The organism is Microbacterium insulae, from assembly GCF_042677065.1.
In the GTDB taxonomy this organism is placed as follows: domain Bacteria; phylum Actinomycetota; class Actinomycetes; order Actinomycetales; family Microbacteriaceae; genus Microbacterium; species Microbacterium insulae.
Genome location: NZ_JBHTII010000001.1, coordinates 2,516,921 through 2,540,081, shown reverse-complemented (window position 1 = coordinate 2,540,081; position 23,161 = coordinate 2,516,921). Strand labels below are relative to the sequence as shown.

Sequence of the window (23,161 nt, the reverse complement as noted above, 5' to 3'; positions counted from 1 at the left end):
GTGACGCACGCCGCCCCTCGACTGGACGACAGCACGCCGGCCGAGCCGCTGCTGCCCGCCGTGCGTCCGAGCCTCTACGAGCGCTTCTCCGATCGCCTGGCGCGGGATGTCTCGGCCCGCCGCCTCTACGCGTGGCTCGGTCCCGCGCTCGTGGTCCTGCTGGCGGCCGTTCTGCGCCTGTGGAACCTCGCGGCGGCCCACGACTTGATGAACCAGTTCGACGAGACGTACTACGTCAAGGACGCGTGGACGCTGTCGCAGCTGGGGTACGAGGCATCCTGGCCGTCCGAGGGCAACGCGAGCTTCCTGGCCGGCGATGTCGACGTGTTCAGCCAGAGCGCGGCGTTCGTCATCCATCCCCCGCTGGGCAAGTGGATCATCGCGCTGGGGATGATGGTGCTCGGTCCCGAGTCGGGGTGGGGATGGCGCATCACGACGGCGCTTCTGGGCACGGCGGCCGTGCTCGTGCTCATGCTGATCGCCCGGCGACTGACCGGCTCGACGACGTTCGCGGTGGTCGCGGGGCTCCTGATGGCCGTGGACGGCATGGCGATCGCGATGAGCCGCGTCGCTCTGCTGGACACCCCGCTGACCTTCTTCGTGCTGCTGGGGTTCCTCTTCGTGCTGCTGGATCGCGAGCGCACGATGACCCGCATCGCCACGACCGTGGCGGCGCGCTACGACGGCGACGAGCCGCCCGCGTGGGGACCGATCCTGTGGAACCGGCCATGGATCCTCGCCGCGGGCGTCGCGCTGGGCGCGGCGTCGGCGGTCAAGTGGTCGGGCGCCTGGGTGCTCGCCGGGCTCGGCATCTACCTGGTCGTGACCGATGCCCTCGCGCGGCGACGTGCCGGCGTGCTGTTCTGGCCCACGGATGCGATCCGCCAGGGCGTGGCGACGTTCGTCCTGCTCGTCCCCGTCGCCGTCGGCGTCTACCTCGCGTCGTGGACCGGCTGGCTGGTGACCGACGGCGGATACGACCGGCACGCGGCCGACGCGGCGCCGGCGACCGGGCTCTTCTCGTGGGTGCCGCTGCCGCTGCAGAGCCTGTGGATCTACCACACGACGATGCTGAACTCCGCTTCCTCGATCACGTCGGGGCACACCTACGCCAGTCCGGCCTGGCAGTGGCCGCTGCTCATCCGTCCGACCGGCATGTACTACCACCACGACGCACTCGGAGTCGACGGGTGCACCGCCGTGAACGGCTGCTCGTCGGTGATCTCCAGCATCCCGAACCCGCTGGTCTGGTACGCCGGCGTCGCCGCCGTGCTGTACCTCGCGTATCGCTTCGTGGTCGCGCGCGACTGGCGGTACGCGTTCGTCCTGACCGGGATCGGCCTGACCTACGTCCCGTGGCTGTTCTTCCCCGAGCGGACGATCTTCCAGTTCTACACGGTGCTCGTGCTCCCCTTCGTCCTGCTCGCCCTGACCTTCGCGCTCCGCGACATCGCCGGGCCGCGGCACGCGGAGGCCTACCGGCGCCATACGGGTCAGCGGCTCGTGTGGGTGTTCCTCGGCGTCGCGCTGGCGCTCGCGGCGTTCTGGTATCCGGTGATCTCCGCGATGCCCGTTCCGTACGACTTCTGGCGGCTGCACAACTGGCTGCCCACCTGGGTCTAGTCTCCGCCGAGCAGGGCGGGTTCGGTGACGGGGAGGCGGCACGCGAAGTCGCGGCAGTCGTACGCGGTCGCCGGAGAGGTGGAAGTCTTGGCCTCGAAGAGCGCGAATCCCGCCGCGGCGAACTCCCGTGCCCGGGCGGCGGAAACGACGGCGATGACGTCCGCGTCGAGGCTCCGCGCCGCAGCGGCGAGCGGGTGGACTGCGTCGTCGGTGACGACGACGACCTGCCGGGGCGGGATCGTCAGGGCTGCCGCGGTCCGCAGCAGCGCGGCGTGTGCGAGCGGCTGGGCGAGGGCCGCGGCGACACCGGATGCGACGATCCGCTCGGCGACCTCGCGGTAGCGTGGTCCGGCTCCGAGTGTCCATAGCGCGAGGGCGGCTTCGGCGAGGGCCGCGGGGCCGGACGGCTCGTCGCCGTCGGAGGAGGCGTCCGGCGCGGCGAGTCCCTGAGCGGCGAGAACCGGGTCTCCCCCGCCCGGAACGGCGAGGGTGCCGTCGGGGGCGACGCACGCCTCGACGAGCTCACCCGCGCGCAGGGCGTAGGCGGGTTCTGCGGTCGCGACGGCGAGGGCGACGAGGCCGCCCGCGAGCTGGCCGTAGTCGGAGAGGGTCGCTGCCGCGCGCGAGGGGATCTCGTCGAGCGACGCGCGCACCAGGCGGCCGTCCGCGGTGGTGTTGGTCTCGAGCACGGCATCGGCGGCCCAGCGCGCCGCCTCGATCCAGGATTCCTCGCCCACGCGCGCGCCCGCCCGGGCGAGGGCCCCGATGGCGAGACCGTTCCAGCCGGTGACGATCTTGCCGTCGACGGCCGGCGGCTCGAGGGCGGCGCGGGCCGCGGCATCCTGTTCGTAGTAGCCGCCTTCGCTGCGCGCGCCGTCGATCCAGGACTCCGAGTCCTGCGCCGCGCCGAATCCACCGGAAGGCTGTTGCAGCACGTCGATGAGGAACCGTGCGATGCCGCGCGCGGTGGGCTCATGTCCGGCCGCGAGCGCGACATCGAGCAGCTGCGCGTTGTCGGTGAGCATGCGTTCGAAGTGCGGAACGGACCAGTCGCGCCGCGTGGCGTAGCGGAAGAGGCCGCCCTCGACCGGATCCCGCAGCGCGGAGGACGCCATAGCGGCGAGGGCGCGGTCGGCGACCGCGGATGCCTCGGGTGCGTTCTCCCGCACGAGCCGAGCTTGCAGGAACCTCAGCGCTGTCGCGACGGGGAACTTCGGGCCCTCTCCGGCGCCGAAGCCGCCGTACTCGGGATCCTCGCGGCCGGCGAGGGCGCGGGCGGCAGCGGTGAGGTCATCGACCGTGGGGAGGGTGGATGCCTCGTCCCCCGCGCGCGCCCGGACGTCGGCGAGAGCCTCGACGACCGCGCCGGCGGTACCGTCGATCTCGTCGCGACGCTCCTCCCAGGCCTCCCGCACGGCCGCGAGCACCTGCCGGAACGCCGGCAGTCCGCCGCGCGGCTCCGGGGGGAAGTAGGTCCCGGCGAAGAACGGGCGTCCGTCCGGGGTCGCGAAGACGGTGAGAGGCCAGCCGAGGTGGGCGGTGAACGCTGACGCGGCCGCCATGTACGCGGCGTCGACTTCGGGATGCTCCTCCCGGTCGACCTTGATCGACACGAAGCCGGACTCCAGGTCGGCGGCCGTGGCCGGGTCCTGGAACGACTCGCGCGCCATGACATGGCACCAGTGGCACGTGGAGTAGCCGATCGAGACGAGCACCGGGACGTCACGCCGGCGGGCCTCGTCGAACGCGGCGTCGCCCCACGGGAACCACGGCACCGGGTTGTCCGCGTGGGAGCGGAGGTACGGGCTCGTGGCCTCCGTGAGGCGACGGTTCATACGGATGTCAGTTGACCTCGTCGGGGTGGGCGCTGACGCGTCCGCTCCCGTCGGGCTGGTCCATGGCGTCGATCGCGGCCATCTCGGCGTCGGTCAGCTCGAAGTCGAAGACGTCGAGGTTCTCCTCGAGCCGCTCGCGACGGACCGACTTGGGGAAGACGATGAACCCCTTCTGAAGGTGCCAGCGCAGCACGGCCTGGGCCGGACTCTTGCCGTGGGCCTGAGCGGCGGCGGTCACGGCCTCGGCGCCGAAGAGGTCGTACTTGCCCTGTCCGAGCGGACCCCACGACTCGATGTGCACGTCGTGCGCGGCCGCCCAGTCGGTGATGTCGCGCTGCTGGTACGCGGGGTGCAGCTCGATCTGATTCACGGCGGGCACGACGCCCGTCGCGGCGACGATGCGCTCGAGGTGCGGCACGAGGTGGTTGGATACGCCGATGCTGCGCGTGAGCCCCGCGTCGCGGAGCTCGACGAGCTTCGCCCACGCGTGCACGTAGTTGTCGTGCGCGGGGGTGGGCCAGTGCACGAGGTACAGGTCGACGTGCTCGAGCCCGAGCCGGCCGAGGCTCTCGGCGATGGCGGCGTTCGGCTCATCGCCGTCGTGGCGGTCGTTCCAGAGCTTCGTGGTGATGAAGAGCTCGTCACGCGGAATGCCGCTCGCGGCGACGGCGGCGCCCACGCCCTCCTCGTTGCCATAGATCGCGGCGGTATCGATGTGCCGGTAGCCGACTTCGAGCGCTTCGCTGACGGCGCGCTCGGTGTCCGCCGGCGGAACCTTGAATACGCCGTAGCCGAGCTGGGGGATGTCGTGGCCGTCGTTGAGTTTCACGGTGGGGGTCGTTGCCATGGGATCAAGCCTAGGAGCGTCGGGGGGCCAGAAGGTCAGGAGGACGGGTACAGCCCCAGATCGGGTTCGCTCGGCAGCGGCGGGCGTTCGGTCTGCCGCCCCCTCCGGCGCCAGGGCGCGGACCGCGATACGATCGAAGGCTATGTCCGCGCCCGAGCCCGTGATCTCCTATCCCCCGGAGCTGCCCGTCAGCGCCGCCCGGGACGAGATCGCCCGCGCGATCCGCGGCCATCAGGTCGTGATCGTGGCGGGCGCGACCGGGTCGGGCAAGACGACTCAGCTCCCGAAGATCTGCCTCGAGCTGGGACGCGAACGGATCGCGCATACGCAGCCGCGCCGCATCGCTGCTCGGACGATCGCCGAGCGGATCGCCGAAGAGCTTCAGATCCCGCTCGGGTCGACCGTGGGCTACAAGGTGCGCTTCACCGACAAGGTCGGCGCCGACACGCGCATCGCGCTCATGACCGACGGCATCCTCCTCAACGAGATCCACCGCGATCGGCTGCTGCGCCGCTACGACACGATCATCGTCGACGAGGCGCACGAGCGGTCGCTCAATGTCGACTTCCTCATCGGCTACCTCACGCGGATCCTGCCCGAGCGGCCCGATCTCAAGGTCGTCATCACGAGCGCCACCATCGATCCCGAGAGCTTCGCGAAGCACTTCGCCGACCGCAACGGAACGCCCGCGCCGATCATCGAGGTCTCCGGACGGACCTACCCGGTCGAGGTGCGCTACCGGCCCCCCGCGCAGGCGCCGAAGGGTGCCGAGCCGGGAGACGCCGACGACGTCGACGGCATCACGGCCGCCCTCCGGGAGCTCGATCGCGAGCCCGCCGGCGATGTCCTGGTGTTCCTACCCGGCGAAGCCGAGATCCGCGACACGATGGATGCCGTCCGCGGCATGTACGCGAAGGATTCGGCTCCCACGGAGGTGCTCCCGCTCTACGGGCGACTCAGCGCCGCCGAGCAGCACCGGGTCTTCGAGCGATCCGCGGTTGCGGGAGTCCGTCGCCGCATCATCCTCGCGACGAACGTCGCCGAGACCAGCCTCACCGTCCCCGGCATCCGCTACGTCGTCGACACCGGGACCGCGCGCATCTCCCGCTACAGCAACCGCAGCAAGATCCAGCGCCTGCCGATCGAGGCGATCTCGCAGGCATCCGCCCAGCAGCGGTCGGGCCGCGCGGGACGCACCAGCCCCGGCATCGCCATCCGCCTCTACGCCGAGGACGACTTCGCCGCGCGCGACGCGTTCACCGAACCCGAGATCCTCCGCACGAGCCTGGCCTCGGTCATCCTGCAGATGCTCTCGCTCGGCTTCGGCGACATCTCCTCCTTCCCCTTCCTCACGCCGCCCGACTCGCGCGGCGTCAAAGCCGCCCTCGACCTCCTCGTCGAGCTGGGCGCCGTGCGCGAACAGCGCCGCGACGGCGCGCCGCGTCTCACCGACCTCGGGCGCGAGATCGCGCGCCTGCCCATCGACCCGCGATTCGCCCGGATGCTGATCGAGGCGCGGCGCAGTGGCGCGCTGCGCGACGTCCTCGCGATCGTCGCCGGGCTGTCGATCCAGGACGTCCGCGAGCGCCCCGAAGAGCGCCGCGAGGAGGCGGACCGCTTCCACGCCCGCTTCGCGGATCCGACGAGCGACTTCCTGAGCCTGCTGAACCTGTGGAACCACCTGCAGGAGAAGCAGGCTCAACTCGGCTCGAGCGCGTTCCGGCGCCTGTGCCGCCAGGAGCACCTCAACTACGTACGCGTGCGCGAGTGGGCCGACGTCCACCGTCAGCTCAGCGCGCTCCTCGGCATCCGCCGGTCCACGCCGGACGGCACGGCCGACCCCGACGACATCCACCGCGCAATCCTCTCGGGACTGCTCTCCCAGATCGGCATCCTCGACGACCGCACGACCGCGAAGGCGCCGGCGCGCGGCGCGAAGCCCGAACGATCCGCCGAACGGCGCTCCGCCGAGTATCTCGGAGCCCGCGGCACGCGGTTCGCGATCTTCCCCGGGTCGGCGCTCCGCAAGAAGCGACCCACCGCGGTCATGGCAGCCGAGGTCGTGGAGACCTCCCGCCTCTTCGCGCGCACCGTCGCCGCCATCGACCCCGAGTGGGCCGAGCCCCTCGCGGGTGACCTCGCCAAGCGGCGGCTGAGCGAGCCGCACTGGTCGAAGGCGGCGGGCGCGGCATCCGCCTACGAGAAGGTCACGCTCTTCGGCGTCGAGATCATCCCGAAGCGCCGTGTGCAGCTTGCCCGCTTCGACCGGCCGCTCGCGCGAGAGCTGTTCCTCCGGCACGCGCTCGTGGACGGCGAATGGGATGCCTCGTCCCTCGACAAACGGCTGACCGCCTTCGAGCGGCGCAACCTCGAACTGCGCCGCCGCCTGGAGAAGATCGAGGAGCGGGAGCGTCGCCGCGACATCCTCGTCGGCGACGAGGCCGTGTACCGCTTCTACGACGCGCGCATCCCCGCCGACGTGTTCGACGTGCGCTCGTTCGAGTCGTGGTGGCGCGACACGGTCGCGCGCAGCCCCCGGCTGCTCGACATGACCGAGTCCGACCTCGTCGACGAGGCGTCGCGGGGCGACGAGCGGGATTTCCCCGCACGATGGCAACAGGGAGATCAGGTGCTCTCCCTGGCATACCGGTTCGAGCCCGGCGCGCCGGACGACGGCGTGACGGTGGTCGTGCCGCTCGCGCTCCTCGCCCAGCTGCGACCCGACGGGTTCGACTGGCAGGTCCCCGGGATGCGCGACGAGCTCATCACCGCGCTGCTGCGGTCGCTTCCCAAGGCGATCCGCCGACACGTGGTGCCCGCGGGCGACTGGGCGGCGACCTTCGCCGCCGAGCTGGCCGGACAGGGCCCCGAGTCCCACGACGGCCTGCCCCCCGTCGGCCTGCGCGAAGCCTTGGCCGCCCGCATCCAGCGCGTCGCCAACCAGCCCGTCACGGCCGCGGACTTCGAGCTGGAGCGGGTGCCTGCGCACCTGCTGGTGTCGTTCCGCGCCGTCGACGAGCGCGGGCGCGCCGTCGGCACGGACCGCGACCTCGCCGCGCTGCAGGATCGGCTCTCCGGCCGCGCCCGCGCGTCGGTCGCCCGTTCCCTGTCGCGGCAGCCCCAACCCGCCGCCTCCCGGCGCGGACCTCGCCCGGCAGACGCCGCGCCGGCGGCGACCTCCGCGTTCGCCGAGCGGACCGGCCTGACCGACTGGTCGTTCGACGATCTGCCCGATGTCGTCGACACGAAGGTCGCGGGCGGCGTCGTGCGCGGATACCCCGCGATCGTGGACGAGGGCCAGTCCGTCGCGCTGCGGATCGAGTCCACGCCCGAGGCCGCCGCGCGCGCGACGCGGGCAGGAGTCCGCCGTCTTCTCCTTCTCTCCGTCCCCTCCCCCTCGGCGTATGTGCTCGACCACCTGACGTCGGCGGAGAAGCTCGCGGTCGCGGCATCCCCGTACCCGTCGGCGAAGGCCCTCGTGGAGGATGCGCGCGTCGCCGTCGCCGACGCCGTGACGGAGCGCTCGACCGGCGGCGACCCCGTGCGGACCCGCGCGGCCTTCGACACCGTCCGCGACGCGCTCTCGGCCGCCGTCGTCGACGAACTCTTCGACACCGTGTCGCTCACCGCGCGGATCCTGACCGCGGCGCGCGACGTCGAGCGCGCGGTGCGGGAGCAGAACTCGCTGACGCTGCTCGGGACGCTGAACGACGTGAAGGGTCAGCTCGCCGGACTCGTGTATCCCGGCTTCGTGTCCCGCACCGGCCTCGCGCGCCTCGCGCACCTGGCGCGGTACCTGCGCGGTGCGCTCGAGCGCGTCCGCTCCCTGCCCGACAATCCCGGACGCGACCGGCAGCGGATGACCGAGTTCGAGCGCGCGGCGACGGTGTTCGCCGAGGCGGGGGGCACGATTCCAGCCCCCGCCGGCGCCACGCCCGCCATCGAGCACGCGCGTTGGCTCCTCGAAGAGCTGCGCGTGAGCCTCTTCGCCCAGCAGCTGGGCACGGCGGAGCCGGTGTCGCTGCAGCGCATCCAGAAGGCTCTGCGGGAATAGTCCCCGACGACGAGGAGGTTGCGCCTGCCATGGCCACAGCGATCGTGTACACCGAGATCGGAGGACCCGAGATCCTCCGCCCGATCGAGATTCCGACGCCGATCCCTGCGGCCGGGCAGGTCGCGGTCCGCGTCGAGGCGGCCGGCGTCAACCCGATCGACGCCAAGCTGCGATCGGGACGCCGTCCCTCCCCGAAGATCACCGAGCCGCGCCGGGTGGGTTCCGACGGTGCCGGCATCGTCACCGCGGTGGGCGACGACGTCGACGGATTCCGCATCGGCGACGCCGTGGTGTTCTCCGGCGCGAAGGGCGCGTACGCGTCGGACATCGCCATCGACGCCTCGCGCGTGCACAGTCGCCCCGCGACGGTGTCCGCAGCTCAGGGCGCGGCGCTGGGCATCCCCGTCGGGACCGCGTACCAGGCGCTCCGCTCGCTTTCCGTCGGGCCGGGCGACATGCTTCTGCTCCACGCCGGTTCCGGCGCGGTCGGACAGGCGGCGATCCAGTTGGCCGTGCTGTGGGGTGCGACCGTCATCGCGACGACCTCCGACCGCCGCGCCGACACGGTGCGCGACCTCGGTGCGATCCCGGTCGCCTATGGCGACGGTCTCGCCGATCGTGTGCGGTCGCTCGCTCCCGGCGGCGTCACGGCGGCCATCGACGCGGCCGGCACCGACGAGGCCCTGCAGACGTCCGTCGACCTCATCGCCGACAGGTCCCGCATCGCGACGCTCGTACGCGGACGGGATGCCGCGGCCCTCGGCATCCGCGCCTTCTCGGGCGGCTCCCCCACGCCGTTGACGCCTCAGCAGCTCGCATGGCGCGACGAGGCCGTCCCCGTCGCGCTCGCACTCCTGGCCGCGGGCCGTTTCTCCGTCGAGCTCGGCCCCCGCCTGGCCCTGGCCGACGCAGCCGAGGCCCACCGCCTCATCGAGCAGGGAACGGACGGGAAGGTCGCCCTGATCCCCTGACCGGCCCGGCGCAACAGTTCGACACACGGCACGCGGGGCGAGGCATCCCCCGCCGACAATGGGACGCATGTCTGACGCCCCGCGCTCCTTCGCGACCGCCCAGGTGCAGGCGGGGTTCACCGCGGGCGTCGCCGAGAACACCGCCGTGCCGCCGATCCACCAGTCCAATGCGTTCGAGTTCGGCTCGCTGCGCGAGGCACGCGACCTGTTCGCGCTCCGACGGGACGGCAACATCTACAGCCGCGCCGCGAACCCCACCGTGCTGGTGCTCGAGAAGCGGGTCGCCGAGCTCGAGGGCGGGATCGCCGCGGCCGCCGTGTCCTCCGGCCAGGCGGCCGTCGCGCTCGCGCTCCTCGCACTGGCCAAGCAGGGTGAGCACATCGTGGCCGCGCGGCAGCTCTACGGGGGCACCGTCGACCTGCTGCAGGACACGTTCGCGGACTGGGGCATCGAGGTCACGTTCGTCGATCAGGACGACCTGGATGCCTGGACCTCCGCGATCCGCCCCACCACGAGGGCGTTCTTCGCCGAGTCGATCACGAATCCGATCGCGCAGGTGCTCGACGTGCGCGCCGTGGCCGATGCCGCACACCGGGCGGGCGTGCCCCTCGTGATCGACGCGACCGTCGCCACCCCCTACCTCCAGCGCGCGAAGGACTACGGCGCCGACATCACCGTGCACTCGGCGACGAAGTTCCTCGGCGGGCACGGCACATCGCTCGGCGGCGTCGTGGTCGACCTCGGCACGTTCGACTTCGCGGCCGAGCCGGGGCGCTGGCCCCAGCTGACCGAGGTGTACCCCCGCGTGCCGGAAGGGAGCCTCATCGAGCGGTTCGGCGCCACCGGATCGCCGTTCATCGCCCTCGTCAAGACGAAGTACGTGCACGACCTCGGTCCCTCGCTCTCCGCGTTCAACGCCTTCCAGCTGCTGCAGGGGCTCGAGACGCTCGACCTGCGCGTCGCGCGCCACTCCGCGAGCGCGCTCGAGGTCGCGCGATTCCTCGAGGCGCATGGCGCCGTCGCGCGCGTGCACCACCCGGAGCTCGAATCGAGTCCGTGGCGTGCCGCCGCGGCGCGGTACCTTCCCCGCGGCGCGAGCTCGGTGTTCGCCTTCGACCTCCACGGCACCGGGGACGTCGAGGCGGACTTCGCCGCAGCCGAGGCGTTCGTCTCCCGGCTGCGGGTGGTCAAGCTCGTGGCCAACATCGGCGATGCCCGGAGCCTCGTGGCCCACCCCGCCTCGATGACCCACAGCCACCTGTCGCCCGCGCAGCTGGACGAGGCCGGCATCGCGTGGACGACCCTCCGACTGTCGATCGGACTCGAAGACGTCCGCGACATCATCGCCGATCTCGATCGCGCACTCGCGGGTGCGCCATCGGCCGCCGCCGCCTCCGAGCTGGCCGGCGCCGCCGCCCGGTGACGGCACCGGGGGCGCGAGCGGGGTCACCGGTCGCTACGCTCGGGGCATGACCTCTTCCCCGCCCGGCCTGCGCTGGGGCATCCTCGGTCCCGGCGGCATCGCCCGCGACTTCGCCTCCGACCTGCGCACGGCGGGCCTCGACCTCGTCGCCGTGGGATCCCGTCGCGCCGAGTCCGCGCGCTCGTTCGCGGCCGACTTCGACATCGCACGCGCGCACGGCTCGTACGAGGATCTCGTGTCCGACCCCGAGGTCGACATCGTCTACATCGCGACGCCGCACCCGTTCCATGCCGAGCAGGCGATCCTCGCTCTCGAGCACGGCAAGCACGTGCTCGTCGAGAAGCCGTTCACGCTCACGGGCGACGAGGCGGCGGCGGTGCGCGACGTCGCCGCCGACCGCGGCCTGCTCGCGATGGAGGCGATGTGGACGCGCTACCTGCCCCACATGGCGCGCGTGCGCGAGATCGTCGCGTCGGGCGCACTCGGGGAGATCCGCGCGCTCATGGCGGATCACACCCAGCGCATCTCCTCCGATCCCGCGCACCGCCTCAATGCGCTCGAGCTCGGCGGCGGCGCGCTGCTGGACCTCGGGATCTATCCGGTCTCGTTCGCGTGGGACGTCCTCGGGGAGCCCCTGGCCATCACGGCCTCGGCACGCCTGGGCGACACGGGCGCGGACACCGAGATCGCCACCGTGATGTCGCACGCCTCGGGCGCACTGTCGACCTCGCTGTCGGCGTCCCGCGCGGTGGGGCCCAACACAGCGCACATCGTCGGCACCGACGCCCGCATCGACATCGACCGGGTCTGGTACAGCCCGACGTCGTTCCGGGTGGTCGCGTCCGACGGCACGGTGGTGGAGGAGTACGCCTCCGACGTGCGCGGGCGCGGCATGGAGTACCAGGCGCTCGCCGCCGAGGACTACCTCGCCCGCGGGCTGACCGACAGCCCGCTGCTGCCGATCGACGAGACCGTGGCCATCATGTCCACACTCGACGAGATCCGCGGGCTGGTCGGCGTGCGCTATCCCGGCGAGGAGTGACATGACGGAGCTGCAGAACGCCCGCGTCGCGGTGTACCTCGACTTCGACAACATCGTGATGTCGTGGTACGACCGCGTGCACGGGAAGAACTCCTACTCGCGCGACCGGCAGAAGATCATCTCGGATGCCGCGAACCCCGAGATCTCCGAGCGGCTCACCGCCGCCACGATCGACGTCGGCGCCATCATCGACTACGCCACGTCGTTCGGGACCCTGGTCCTCACCCGCGCCTACGCGGACTGGTCCTCCCCGGTGAACGCCGTGTACCGCTCGCAGCTCGTCGCCCGCGCCGTCGACCTCGTGCAGCTCTTCCCGGCCGCGGCCTACGCGAAGAACGGCGCGGACATCCGGCTCGCCGTCGACGCCGTCGAGGACATGTTCCGTCTCCCCGACCTCACGCACGTCGTGATCGTCGCGGGCGACTCCGACTACGTCCCCCTCGCGCAGCGGTGCAAGCGCCTCGGGCGCTTCGTCGTCGGCGTCGGCGTGGCCGGCTCCACGGCGAAGTCCCTCGCCGCCGCGTGCGACCAGTTCGACTCGTACGACGCCCTGCCCGGCGTCGCCGCTCCCGTGCAGGCCCGGAAGGATGCCGCGCCTGCGCGTCGCCGCGCGCGCGCCTCCGCCGCCGACCCCGCCGAGGCCCTGCTCGATCGAGCGCTGCGTCTCGAGACCGACAAGGATGACGTCGACTGGCAGCATGCGTCGGCGGTGAAGAGTCTCATCAAGAGACTCGACCCGTCGTTCTCCGAGAAGGCCCTCGGGTACAAGAGCTTCTCGGAGTTCGTCAAGGCGCATCCGTCGATCGCCGAGGTCGACGAGTCGGGCAACGTCGTGCTCATCCGCCTCGCCGCCGACCGGCGCTGAGTCCGCCTTCTGCCCATGTCAGGAGATCTGCCGATTTCAGGTTCCTTCCGCGGAGCTGGGTCCTGAGTGCGGCAGACTTCCTGAGCCGCGCTGAGTCCGCGGGCCCGCGCCGATCCCGAAATCGCCCGTCGGCTAGAGTGTCGCCTGTGGCACGCCGAAACCCGCCGCCGGGATCGCAGACCTCGCTCCGCGAGGCCAATCGCGCGCGCCTGGTCGAGTCGCTCAAGCGACACGGCCGCCTGACGCAGGTCGAGCTTGCGGGCAGCACCGGGCTGTCGCCGGCGACGGTGTCCAACATCGTCAAGGAGCTCACCGCCTCTGGCATCCTCCACACCTCGTTCACCTCCCGCAGCGGGCGGCGCGCCACGCTGGTGTCGCTCGCCCGGCAGCTGGGGCTCGTCGCGGGCGTGCACTTCAGCTCACGGCAGCTGCACATCGCCATCGCCGACACGGCGCGCGCGATCGTGACGCAGTCGTCCCTCCCGCTGCCCCTCGACCACCGGCACGATGCCGAGCTCGACCGGCTGAGTCTGCTGCTCGGCGACATGATGGAGTCCCTGGGCGGCTCCGTGTCCGATCTCCTCGCGGTCGGACTCGCCCTCCCGGCGCCCATCGATCCGCGCACCGGAATGGTGTCCACGCCGGGTCTCCTGCGCGGCTGGGAAGGCGTGGACGTCGCCGCGAGCCTGTCGGCGCGCATCGGGCGACCGGTCTACGTCGACAGCGAGGCCAACCTCGGCGGTCTCGCCGAGGCGCGCGAGGGAAACGGACGCGAAGCGTCGTCGTCGGTGTTCATCCGCGTCGGCCACACCATCAGCGCGGGGCTCATCGTCGGCGGGGACCTCTTCCACGGCGTCAACGGCAAAGCGGGTCAGATCGGTCACGTGACGATCGATGAGAACGGCCCGATCTGCCGGTGCAGCAACCGCGGCTGCCTCGAGATGTACGCCGGCGGGCCCGCGCTCATGTCGCTCTTCCCGCCGAGCGACGGGATGCAGCGGCTCGGCGACCTCCTGCAGGCGGCGGAGGCGGGCGACGGCAGCTCGCGGCGCGTGATCGCCGATGCCGGACGCCATATCGGCATCGCGGCAGCCAGCCTCTGCAACCTTTTCGACCCCGAGCTGATCATCGTCGGCGGCGAGCTCGCGCAGTCCGGCGAGATCCTCATGGCCCCCATGCGGCACTCGCTCGAGCGCACGGCGCTCGCTTCCGCCGACGGTCTCCCCGAGATCGTCGGCGCGTCGTTCGGCGAATGGGCCGAGACTCGCGGCGCCATCGCGATCGCGCTCGATCATGTGACCGTCGATGCCCAAGCTCTCCCGTACACGGCGTAGCCCATGGTGCGGTCGAGATCAGGACGCGAGGTTCTGAGGAGGGCGCTCGGGCGCGTGGCGGCGGGAATGGTCCTCGCGGCGACGGTCGCGGCATCCGCCGTCGCGTGCGCGGCCCCCGCGGGTCCACCCGCCGACGGCGACGGATCGATCGCCCTCCTGCTCCCCGATGCCAAGACCGCCCGGTACGAGACGTTCGACCGCCCCTTCTTCGAAGCGCGCGTCGCCGAGCTCGGGGACTACGACGTGCTGTATGCGAACGCCGACCAGGATGCCGCGAAGCAGCAGCAGCAGGCGGAGTCGGCGCTCGCGGCGGGAGCGGGCGTTCTCGTGCTGGACGCGGTCGACGCCAACGCGGCGGTGAGCATCGTGCGCTCCGCGAACGCGAAGGGCGTGCCCGTCGTGTCCTACGACCGCCTGATCGCGGGCGGCGACCTCGCGTACTACATCTCGTTCGACAACGAGAAGGTGGGCGTCCTCCAGGCCACCGAATTCGTGGAGGCCCTCGAGGATGCCGAGGGCGGCGGCATCCTGATGGTGAACGGCTCCCCCACCGACAGCAACGCGGCGCTCTTCCGCAAGGGCGCCCACGGCATCATCGACGCGAGCGGACTCGAGGTGCTGGCGGAGTACTCGACGCCCGACTGGAGTCCCGACAAGGCCCAGGAGTGGGTCGCGGGCCAGATCGCCCAGTACGGCGACGACATCGTCGGGGTGTACGCCGCCAACGACGGCACGGCCGGCGGCGCGGTCGCGGCCCTGAAGGCCGCGAACGTGGATCCGTTCCCGATCGTGACAGGGCAGGATGCCGAGCTCGCCGCTCTCCAGCGCATCGTCTCCGGTGACCAGCACATGACCGTCTACAAGGCGATCAAGCCGCAGGCCGAGCTCGCGGCCGAGGTCGCCGTGGCGCTGCTGAACGGCGAGCAGGTCACGGCGCCGATGGAGATCGAGGGGGTCCCGACGACCCTGCTGGATCCCGTGGCGGTGACCGTCGACGACATCCTCGAGACGGTCGTGGCGGACGGATTCTGGACCGTCGACGACATCTGCACCCCCGAGTACGCCGATGCGTGCGAAGCAGCGGGCATCGGGTAGTGTCCTGACCTTGGCGAGGAGGGCATGACGGCATGTCGATGACACAGTCGCGCGCGGGCCGACCGCGCGAACGCGTGCTCACCATGCGTGGGATCGGCAAGCACTTCGGCGCGGTCAAGGCGCTCACCGACGTGGATTTCTGGGTCAACGAGGGAGAGGTCGTCGCGCTCGTCGGCGACAACGGCGCGGGCAAGTCGACGCTCGTGAAGGTGCTCGCGGGGGTGCACGCCCCCGACGCGGGGACGATCGAGTTCGACGGCGAGGTCGTCGACATCCCGAGCCCGGCGGATGCGCAGGAGCTCGGCATCGCGACGGTGTTCCAGGACCTGGCGCTGTGCGACAACCTCGACGTGGTCGCCAACCTCTGGCTCGGGCGGGAGCTCCGCGACGGCCTCGGCATGGACGAGGTCGACATGGAGCAGCGCACCTGGACGCTGCTGCGGGAGCTGTCGGCGAAGATCCCGTCCGTGCGCATCCCCGTCGCATCGCTGTCCGGCGGTCAGCGGCAGACCGTCGCGATCGCGCGGTCCCTCATCGGCGACCCGCGCGTCGTGATCCTCGACGAGCCGACGGCCGCGCTCGGCGTCGCGCAGACGGCCGAGGTGCTGAACCTCATCGAACGTCTGCGCGAACGAGGGCACGGCGTCGTCTTGATCAGCCACAACATGGCGGACGTGATGGCCGTGGCCGATCGCGTCGTGGTGCTGCGGCTGGGGCGCAACAACGGCGTCTACAACGTCGCCGAGGTGACCAGCGAGACGCTCATCGCGGCCATCACCGGCGCGGCCGACAACGCCGCCGCGCGACGCGCCGCCGAACGCCCCGCCCCCCGGGTGGCGGCCCCGCCGGAGCCGCCACCCGCGACCGGATCTGCCGAGGACACCGCCGACGATCACGACGCCGAGATCATCCGCATCCCCCAGGGCCGCCCGCGCCGGCCCTCCGGTCCGAAGGGCGGTCAGCGGTGAGCCGTGATCTGACGACGGAGCGGCCCGCCGAGGAGCCGCGACTGCTGAGCCTGGCCGGCCTGCGGTCCGCGGCGGAATCGCTCGTCGCCCGCATCCGCGGCGGCGATCTGGGCGCCGCGCCCGTCATCGGCGGGCTGATCGTGATCTGGCTCGTCTTCCAGGCGCTCAACCCGGTCTTCCTCTCGAGCGAGAACCTCGGGAACCTCACCATGCAGTGCGCGGCCATCGGCACGATCGCCCTTGGGGTCGTGCTCGTGCTGCTCCTCGGCGAGATCGACCTGTCCGTCGGGTCGGTGTCGGGGCTCGCGGCGGCGGTGCTGGCGGTGACGTTCGTTCAGTTGAACTGGCCGCTCGCCCTGGCCCTCGTCGCGGGCATCGGGATCGGCTGCCTCGTCGGTCTCCTCTACGGCTTCCTGTACACGCGGTTCGGCTTGCCGAGCTTCGTGATCACCCTCGCCGGACTCCTCGGCTTCCTCGGCCTGCAGCTGTGGGTGCTGGGCGACACGGGCACGATCGGGCTGCCGTTCGACTCGTGGATCGTGGAGTTCGCACAGGACTGGTTCCTCCCGCCGTGGGCCTCGTATCTCCTCGTCGTCGCGTCGGTCGGCGCGTACGCGTGGGTGCTGCTGCGTCGCGCACGGCGACGCGTTGCGGCGAATCTCGTGAGCCAGAGCAGTCTCGAGATCGGCCTGCGAAGCGGAGGGCTGCTGCTCCTCCTTCTGCTGGCGACGTGGTACCTGAACCTCCACCGCGGGGTCGGAGTGATGTTCGTGTTCTTCATCGCGCTGGTGGTGGCGATGAACCTGGTCCTCACCCGCACCCGCTGGGGCCGCGCGGTCTACGCGGTGGGCGGCTCGGTCGAGGCCGCGCGTCGTGCCGGAATCCGCGTGGACCGGATCTACCTCTCGGTCTTCGCGATGTGCTCGACCCTCGCCGCCGTCGGCGGCATCCTGGCGGCCGCCCGGCTGGCCTCGGCGGGTCAGAGCTCGGGCACGGGCGACGTGAACCTGAACGCAATCGCGGCCGCCGTCATCGGCGGAGCGAGCCTCTTCGGCGGGCGCGGGTCGGCCTTCTCCGCGCTCCTCGGGATCATCGTGATCCAGTCGATCTCGTCGGGCCTGACCCTCTTGAGCATGGACTCCTCGGTGCAGTTCATGATCACCGGCATCGTGCTGGTTCTCGCGGTCATCGTGGACTCGATCTCACGCCGGACGCGCGCTGCGACCGGCCGGGCCTGACCCGTCTCTGCATTCACTGCACGAAGGCGCGCGGCCGAACCGGCAGCGGCCCTCCCCCGCTGCAGCGTCAGATTGCCCGGATCGAGGCGCAGAACTCGACAATCTGCTCACCACTCTTCGAAAGCAACGACGGTCGACTCGTGAAGGGATGCCGTATCCCCACCCGTTGCCAAAGCGTTACGTTCAAGACTTGACGCCAAGAATGAATGCCGGAAATGATCGGTTCACGCGCGAAGTGCTGCAGGGACGATCCTGGGGCTCGCGCACTTCAATGACGAAAGGCGAATGATGAAGAAGTCTTCACTCCTCGCCGTGGCGGCCCTCACGGGCGCGGCCGCGGTGGTGCTCGCGGGCTGTGCGGGTGGGTCCGGCGGCACCCCGAGCGAGAGCGGCGACGGCGGCGGCGAAGCCACCGGCGGTCGCGCATGTGTGATCCTCCCCGACGCGGCGTCTTCGCCCCGCTGGGAGAACTTCGACGCGAAGTACCTGCAGGAGGGTCTGGAGGCCGCGGGTTTCGAGACGGACATCCAGAACGCGCTGGGCGACGTGAACAAGTACGCGACCATCGCCGACCAGCAGCTCTCGCAGGGCTGCGGCGTCATGCTCCTGGTCGACTACCAGGGCGCGGCTGAGGCCGTGGCCACCAAGGCCAAGGCCGAGGGCATCCCGGTCATCGCCTACGACCGTCCGTTCTCGGGAGCCGACTACTACGTGTCGTTCGACAACGTGGAGGTCGGACGCCTGCAGGGCCAGACGGTCCTGGACGGACTCGAGACCGCGGGCGTCGCGCCCGCCGACGCGACCGTCGTCTACATGGGCGGCGACCCGACCGACGGCAACGCGGCGATGTTCAAGGAGGGCGCCGTCGAGGTGATGGAGGCAGCGGGTATCACCGCGGCCGCCGAGCCTCCGGGCGTGTGGGACCAGGCCAAGTCGCAGACCAACTTCGAGCAGGCGCTGACCTCGCTCGACGGTCAGGTCGACGGGGTCTGGGTCGCCAACGACACCAACGCCGCCGGCGTCATCAAGGTGCTGCAGGACAACAACCTCCAGGGCGTTGCGGTCTCGGGTCAGGACGCGAACGTCGCGGGCCTGCAGAACATCCTCCTCGGCTGGCAGACCGCCACGGTCTACAAGCCGGTGAAGGACGAGGCCGAAGCGGCCGTCGAGGTCGCCGTGGCGCTCCTCAGCGGCGAAGAGGTCTCCACCGATGCGGAGCTCGAGGACGGCACGCCGTACATCCAGGTCACACCCATCCTCGTCGGGCCGGAGCAGGTCAAGGACGTCGTCGCCGCGGGCGACGCGTCGTATGACGACGTCTGCACCCCCGAGGTCATGGCGGCCTGCGAAGAGTTCGGGGTCACCGAGTAAGTTAGCGGTCAAAGCCGCGAGGGCGTCGCGTCATCGAGGCGCGGCGCCCTCGCGCGCTACCGGCACTCGGCAAGGAAGCGAGTATGTCACAGACGATCACAGCCACAGAGCCGATCATCGAGTTGGTCGGCGTCAAGAAATCGTTCGGTCCGGTCAGCGTCCTCAAGGGCGTGGACCTCAAGGTGTACCCCGGCAAGGTGACCGCCCTCGTCGGCGACAACGGCGCCGGCAAGTCCACGCTCATCAAGGGGCTCGCGGGGGTGCAGCCCTACGACGAAGGCGAGGTGCGCATCGACGGCGCACACCGCGACCTCCACACTCCACGCGAGGCCGCGGGCCTCGGCATCGAGGTGGTGTACCAGGATCTCGCCCTCTGCGACAACCTCGACATCGTCCAGAACATGTTCCTGGGCCGCGAGGAGACCTCGATCGGAACGTTCGACGAGGGACGCATGGAGAAGGAGGCGTCCGACACCCTCCGCTCGCTCTCGGTGCGCACGGTCAAGTCCGTGCGCCAGAAGGTCTCGAGCCTCTCCGGCGGTCAGCGTCAGACGGTCGCGATCGCGCGTGCTGTGCTGAAGAAGGCGCGGGTCGTCATCCTCGACGAGCCGACCGCCGCCCTCGGCGTGGCGCAGACCGAGCAGGTCCTGAACCTGGTCAAGCGGCTCTCGGACCAGGGAGTCGCGGTCATCCTCATCAGCCACAACCTCGCGGACGTGTTCGAGGTGGCCGACGACATCGCCGTCCTCTACCTGGGCCAGATGGTCGCGCAGATCCCGGTGAGCGAGACCACCCGCGACGACGTCGTGGGCTACATCACCGGAACCAAGTCACTGGGCGTCGACATCGTCGACACGTCCACGATCCGCACTGAGGAGGGAGCGGTATGAGCAGCAACGCGACCCGCACGGAAGCCGCACCCGATCCCGTCGCGAGCGATCTCATCGGCAGCGGCGTCGAGGGCGGCGTGGCCGACCAGGCGCGCGCTTGGTGGCAGCGCGTCCGCAGCGGCGACATGGGGGCTCTGCCCGCCATCGGCGGACTCGTCGTGCTCGGCATCCTGTTCACGGCCCTCAGCCCGTTCTTCCTGACGGAGCGCAACTTCGCCAACCTCCTGAACCAGGCGGCGACCCTCGTCGTACTGGGCATGGCGCTGGTGTTCGTCCTGCTCCTCGGCGAGATCGACCTGTCGGCCGGTGTCACCGGCGGCGTGGGCATGGCCCTCTTCGTGGTGCTGAACTCGCAGTTCAACATCCCGTGGCCCCTCGCCCTCCTCATCGGATTCGGGTTCGGGTTCCTCATCGGAGCCTTCATCGGCTTCTTCGTCGCGAGAGTGGGGATTCCCTCCTTCGTCGTGACACTGGGTCTGTTCCTCGGCCTGCAGGGCCTCGCTCTCGTCGTCATCGGACCGGGCGGCCTGTTCCGCGTCGAGGTGCCCGAGCTCATCGCGCTGCAGAACGGCAACCTCCCCGTGTGGGGCGGCTGGGTGATGCTCGGGATCATGCTCGCGATCTCGGCCGGAACCTCGTTCTGGGACCGCGCCCGGCGCACGAGGGCGGGCGTGCCCAACCGGGCGATCTCGCTCGTGTGGATCAAGCTCGCCGCGATCGCCGTGATCGGCGGCGCGGTGGTCTTCATCCTGAACCAGGACCGCGGCCAGTCGGTCAACGCCGTGCAGGGCGTTCCGAACGTCGTGCCGATCGTGCTGGTGATCCTGTGGATCGGAACCTTCGTCCTCGACCGCACGAAGTTCGGCCGGTACATCTACGCGATCGGCGGCAACGCCGAGGCGGCACGGCGCTCGGGCGTCAAGGTGCGCTGGATCAAGTGGTGGGCGTTCGTCATCTGTTCGAGCCTCGCGGTGTTCTCGGCGCTGCTGAGCGTGTCGCGCGTCGGCACGGTGGATGCCACGGTCGGACGTGACATCGTGCTGTCCGGTGTGGCGGCGGCCGTCGTCGGCGGCGTCAGCCTCTTCGGCGGCAAGGGACGCCTCATGCACGCGGCCATCGGTGCGCTCGTGATCGCCACGATCACGAACGGCCTGGGCCTGCTGAACCTGCCGGCGGGCGTCAACCTGCTCGTCACCGGCGGCGTGCTGATCCTCGCGGCGACGGTCGACGCGCTGTCGCGACTGCGCGGCAACGGCGTACGGACCTAGCAGCTCCCATCGAGGAGGCGCCGGGCGGAGGCATCCGCTCGGCGCCTCGTCGTTCGTCAGGACCGATTCCCGACCGCGACCAGCTCGTCGACCCACGCCGGGACGAGCGTCGTCGCGGGTCCGGTGCGCGCGTCGTCGAACGGCACGAGCGCGTCGCTCGGCTCGAGATTGAGCTCCACCGTCCAGGCGCCGAGAGCCGAGGCGAGCGCGGCGTATCCGGCGGCCGGGTAGACCGCTCCCGACGTGCCGATGGACGCGAACACGTCGCACGCGGCCACGGCGGCCTCGATGCGGTCGAGGTCGTAGGGCATCTCGCCGAACCACACGACGTCGGGCCGCAGCCTCCGCGCGCCGCACATCGGGCACGGCGGACGGGGCGCGAGGTCGGTGTGCCAGACGGGCCGCGCACCGCAGGCCGCGCAGAGCGCGCGTCGCAACTCGCCGTGCATGTGCACGAGGTTCCGCGTTCCCGCGCGCTCGTGCAGGTCGTCGACGTTCTGCGTCACGACGAGCAGGTCGTCTCCGAATGCATGCTCGAGCCGCGCGAGGGAATGATGGGCGGGATTCGGGACGACGGATGCCGCGGCCCGCCGCCGTGCGTCGTAGAACCGCTGGACGAGGTCGGGGTCGCGATCGAACCCCTCGGGCGTCGCGACGTCTTCGACGTCGTGCCCCTCCCAGAGCCCGCCGGCAGCGCGGAACGTCGGGATACCGCTCTCGGCCGAGATGCCGGCGCCGGTGAGCACCACGATGCGCATGACACCAGTGTGCCGCGGGACGGACCCGGGATGCCCCGTGTCACCCCCGCAGGAGCTCGCGGAGCGAGGCGATGGTGTCGGCCTCTGCCGCACGCTTGTCGGGCCGGTAGCCCTTCACCCGCGCGAACCGGAGGGCGACGCCGCCGGGGTAGCGCGTGGACCGCTGGACGCCGTCGATCGCGATCTCGACCACCGTCTCGGGACGCACGTGGACGGCGTACTCGGACCGGTGGGTCTCGATCTGCGGGAAGTGCGCGGTCTGCCATCGCAGCAGCTCGTCGGTGAGCCCCTTGAACGTCTTGCCGACCATGACGAATCCGCCGGCGTCGCCGAACGCCCCGTCGGGGTCGCGCGCACCGAGATGGAGGTTGGAGAGCATGCCGCGGCGGCGCCCCGACCCCCACTCGACTCCGAGCACCACCAGGTCGAAGGTCAGCACCGGCTTGACCTTGAGCCAGCTCTTCCCGCGGCGACCGGCGGCGTACGCGTCGTCGATTCCCTTCACCATGACCCCTTCGTGGCCGGCGGCCAGGGCGTCGCGGGCGAACCGCTCGGCCGCCCGCGGATCGTCGGTGACGATGCCCGGCATGCGCGCCGCGCCGACCGCGCGATCCAGCGCGTCGAGCCGCTCGCCCAGCGGCTCGTCGAGCAGATCGCGGCCGTCGAGGTGAAGGATGTCGAAGAACCACGGCCGGAGAGCAACCGTCGCGGACATCTCGGAGCCGAACCTCGACATCGTGTCCTGGAACGGGCGGGGCGCGCCGTCCTCGTCGAGGGAGAGCGTCTCGCCGTCGAGGATCATGCGCCGCCCGGGGAGCCCGCGGACGGCGTCCACGATCTCGGGCACGCGGTGGGTGATGTCGGCGAGACTGCGCGTGTACACGCGGACGTCGTCGCCGTCTCGGTGCACCTGGATGCGCGCGCCGTCGAGCTTGTACTCGACCGACGCCGGTCCGCCGACCGTCGCGAGCGCCTCGGTCGCACTCCCCGCGGTCGACGCCAGCATCGGGAGCACGGGACGACCGACCATGAGCGTCACGGACTCGAGCTCGCCGGGCTCGCCGAACAGCGCGATCCGGGCCGTCTCGCCGAGGTCTCCGGACAGCATGGCCGCGCGTCGGACGGCCGAGGCATCCGCCCCCGCCGCTCGCGCGATCGCGTCGAGGAGCACGCCCTCGAGCGCGCCGGTGCGCAGCTCGCCGAGGATGACGCGCGAGACGAAGTCCCACTCCCGGTCCGTCGCGCGAGCGGTGAGCGACTCGAGCGCGGCCCGCCGCGCCGCGACCGACCCCGGACCCTCGGCGACCGCGAGCCGGGCGAGCGCCTCGTCGACGTCGAGGATGGTGAGGACCGGCGCGCCGACGTGCCCCGCCTGGAGGGATCGGAGGCTGCGCCAGCCCACCCCGATCCGGCCCTGACGGGGACGGGCGACGAGGAAGCCGACCGCCGGAACGACCTCGTCCGCGTCCAGTGAGCGCAGGAGGGCGGCGAGTGCGTCGACCTTGGCCAGCCGCGACGAGGTCGCCGCGACCGAATCGGTGGCGTCGACCACGGAGGAGAGGAGCATCCCCGCAGTCTC

The 23,161-nt window shown here is 71.2% G+C and carries 17 protein-coding genes; 13 read left to right on the top strand and 4 right to left on the bottom strand.

Annotation, left to right across the window (positions count from 1 at the left end; genetic code table 11):
- Nucleotides 1-1,623 carry a dolichyl-phosphate-mannose--protein mannosyltransferase gene (locus ACFQ0P_RS11825; protein ID WP_378772242.1) on the top strand — a complete coding sequence of 541 codons (1,623 nt, stop codon included), beginning with the start codon at nucleotides 1-3 and terminating at the stop codon, nucleotides 1,621-1,623.
- Here the strand turns inward: ACFQ0P_RS11825 and ACFQ0P_RS11820 are convergent.
- Both ACFQ0P_RS11820 and ACFQ0P_RS11815 read right to left on the bottom strand, forming a co-directional pair.
- The gene (locus ACFQ0P_RS11820; RefSeq protein ID WP_204978891.1) at nucleotides 1,620-3,458 is read right to left on the bottom strand and encodes a thioredoxin domain-containing protein; all 1,839 of its coding nucleotides are present in this window, start codon (nucleotides 3,456-3,458) and stop codon (nucleotides 1,620-1,622) included. The genes ACFQ0P_RS11825 and ACFQ0P_RS11820 overlap by 4 nt on opposite strands.
- 7 nt (nucleotides 3,459-3,465) lie before the next feature.
- Nucleotides 3,466-4,305: an aldo/keto reductase gene (locus ACFQ0P_RS11815; protein WP_204978890.1), complete on the bottom strand. Its 840-nt coding sequence runs from the start codon at nucleotides 4,303-4,305 to the stop codon at nucleotides 3,466-3,468.
- Nucleotides 4,306-4,447: 142 nt separating this feature from the next.
- Between ACFQ0P_RS11815 and hrpA the strand changes: the two genes are divergently transcribed.
- The 12 genes from hrpA (at nucleotide 4,448) to ACFQ0P_RS11755 (ending at nucleotide 20,824) form a co-directional block, all read left to right on the top strand.
- Nucleotides 4,448-8,359 carry an ATP-dependent RNA helicase HrpA gene (gene hrpA, locus ACFQ0P_RS11810; protein WP_204978889.1) on the top strand — a complete coding sequence of 1,304 codons (3,912 nt, stop codon included), beginning with the start codon at nucleotides 4,448-4,450 and terminating at the stop codon, nucleotides 8,357-8,359.
- Nucleotides 8,360-8,388: 29 nt separating this feature from the next.
- Complete coding sequence (locus ACFQ0P_RS11805) at nucleotides 8,389-9,330, top strand: quinone oxidoreductase family protein (protein ID WP_204978888.1); 942 nt, start codon at nucleotides 8,389-8,391, stop codon at nucleotides 9,328-9,330.
- A gap of 58 nt (nucleotides 9,331-9,388) precedes the next feature.
- Entirely contained in the window at nucleotides 9,389-10,753 is a 1,365-nt protein-coding gene (locus ACFQ0P_RS11800) for an O-acetylhomoserine aminocarboxypropyltransferase/cysteine synthase family protein (RefSeq protein WP_204978887.1), read from the top strand.
- A 46-nt stretch (nucleotides 10,754-10,799) separates the two neighbouring features.
- Nucleotides 10,800-11,795 (top strand): Gfo/Idh/MocA family protein, encoded by a 996-nt coding sequence (locus ACFQ0P_RS11795; RefSeq protein ID WP_204978886.1) that lies wholly within the window; start codon nucleotides 10,800-10,802, stop codon nucleotides 11,793-11,795.
- 1 nt (nucleotide 11,796) lies between these two features.
- The gene (locus ACFQ0P_RS11790) at nucleotides 11,797-12,660 is read left to right on the top strand and encodes an NYN domain-containing protein (RefSeq protein WP_204978885.1); all 864 of its coding nucleotides are present in this window, start codon (nucleotides 11,797-11,799) and stop codon (nucleotides 12,658-12,660) included.
- Between the two features lie 146 nt (nucleotides 12,661-12,806).
- Nucleotides 12,807-13,994 (top strand): ROK family transcriptional regulator, encoded by a 1,188-nt coding sequence (locus ACFQ0P_RS11785; RefSeq protein WP_378772236.1) that lies wholly within the window; start codon nucleotides 12,807-12,809, stop codon nucleotides 13,992-13,994.
- A 3-nt stretch (nucleotides 13,995-13,997) separates the two neighbouring features.
- Nucleotides 13,998-15,089: a sugar ABC transporter substrate-binding protein gene (locus ACFQ0P_RS11780; protein WP_378772233.1), complete on the top strand. Its 1,092-nt coding sequence runs from the start codon at nucleotides 13,998-14,000 to the stop codon at nucleotides 15,087-15,089.
- Nucleotides 15,090-15,121: 32 nt separating this feature from the next.
- On the top strand, nucleotides 15,122-16,057 hold the full coding sequence (locus ACFQ0P_RS11775) for an ATP-binding cassette domain-containing protein (protein WP_378772230.1): 936 nt from the start codon (nucleotides 15,122-15,124) through the stop codon (nucleotides 16,055-16,057).
- Nucleotides 16,054-17,295 (top strand): sugar ABC transporter permease, encoded by a 1,242-nt coding sequence (locus ACFQ0P_RS11770; protein WP_204978884.1) that lies wholly within the window; start codon nucleotides 16,054-16,056, stop codon nucleotides 17,293-17,295. Before ACFQ0P_RS11775 ends, ACFQ0P_RS11770 begins: the two co-directional genes overlap by 4 nt.
- A gap of 288 nt (nucleotides 17,296-17,583) precedes the next feature.
- A complete protein-coding gene (locus tag ACFQ0P_RS11765) occupies nucleotides 17,584-18,666 on the top strand; it encodes a sugar ABC transporter substrate-binding protein (protein WP_204978883.1) in 1,083 nt (360 codons plus the stop codon).
- Between the two features lie 83 nt (nucleotides 18,667-18,749).
- Nucleotides 18,750-19,556, top strand: coding sequence for an ATP-binding cassette domain-containing protein (locus ACFQ0P_RS11760; RefSeq protein ID WP_204978882.1), 807 nt, complete (start codon nucleotides 18,750-18,752; stop codon nucleotides 19,554-19,556).
- Entirely contained in the window at nucleotides 19,553-20,824 is a 1,272-nt protein-coding gene (locus ACFQ0P_RS11755; RefSeq protein ID WP_204978881.1) for a sugar ABC transporter permease, read from the top strand. The genes ACFQ0P_RS11760 and ACFQ0P_RS11755 overlap by 4 nt, the downstream gene beginning before the upstream one ends.
- 56 nt (nucleotides 20,825-20,880) lie before the next feature.
- Here the strand turns inward: ACFQ0P_RS11755 and ACFQ0P_RS11750 are convergent, their stop codons facing one another.
- Nucleotides 20,881-21,582: an NAD-dependent deacylase gene (locus ACFQ0P_RS11750; protein ID WP_204978880.1), complete on the bottom strand. Its 702-nt coding sequence runs from the start codon at nucleotides 21,580-21,582 to the stop codon at nucleotides 20,881-20,883.
- 40 nt (nucleotides 21,583-21,622) lie between these two features.
- Nucleotides 21,623-23,149, bottom strand: a complete 1,527-nt coding sequence (locus ACFQ0P_RS11745) for an ATP-dependent DNA ligase (protein ID WP_204978879.1) — start codon at nucleotides 23,147-23,149, stop codon at nucleotides 21,623-21,625.
- Nucleotides 23,150-23,161 lie beyond the last annotated feature (12 nt).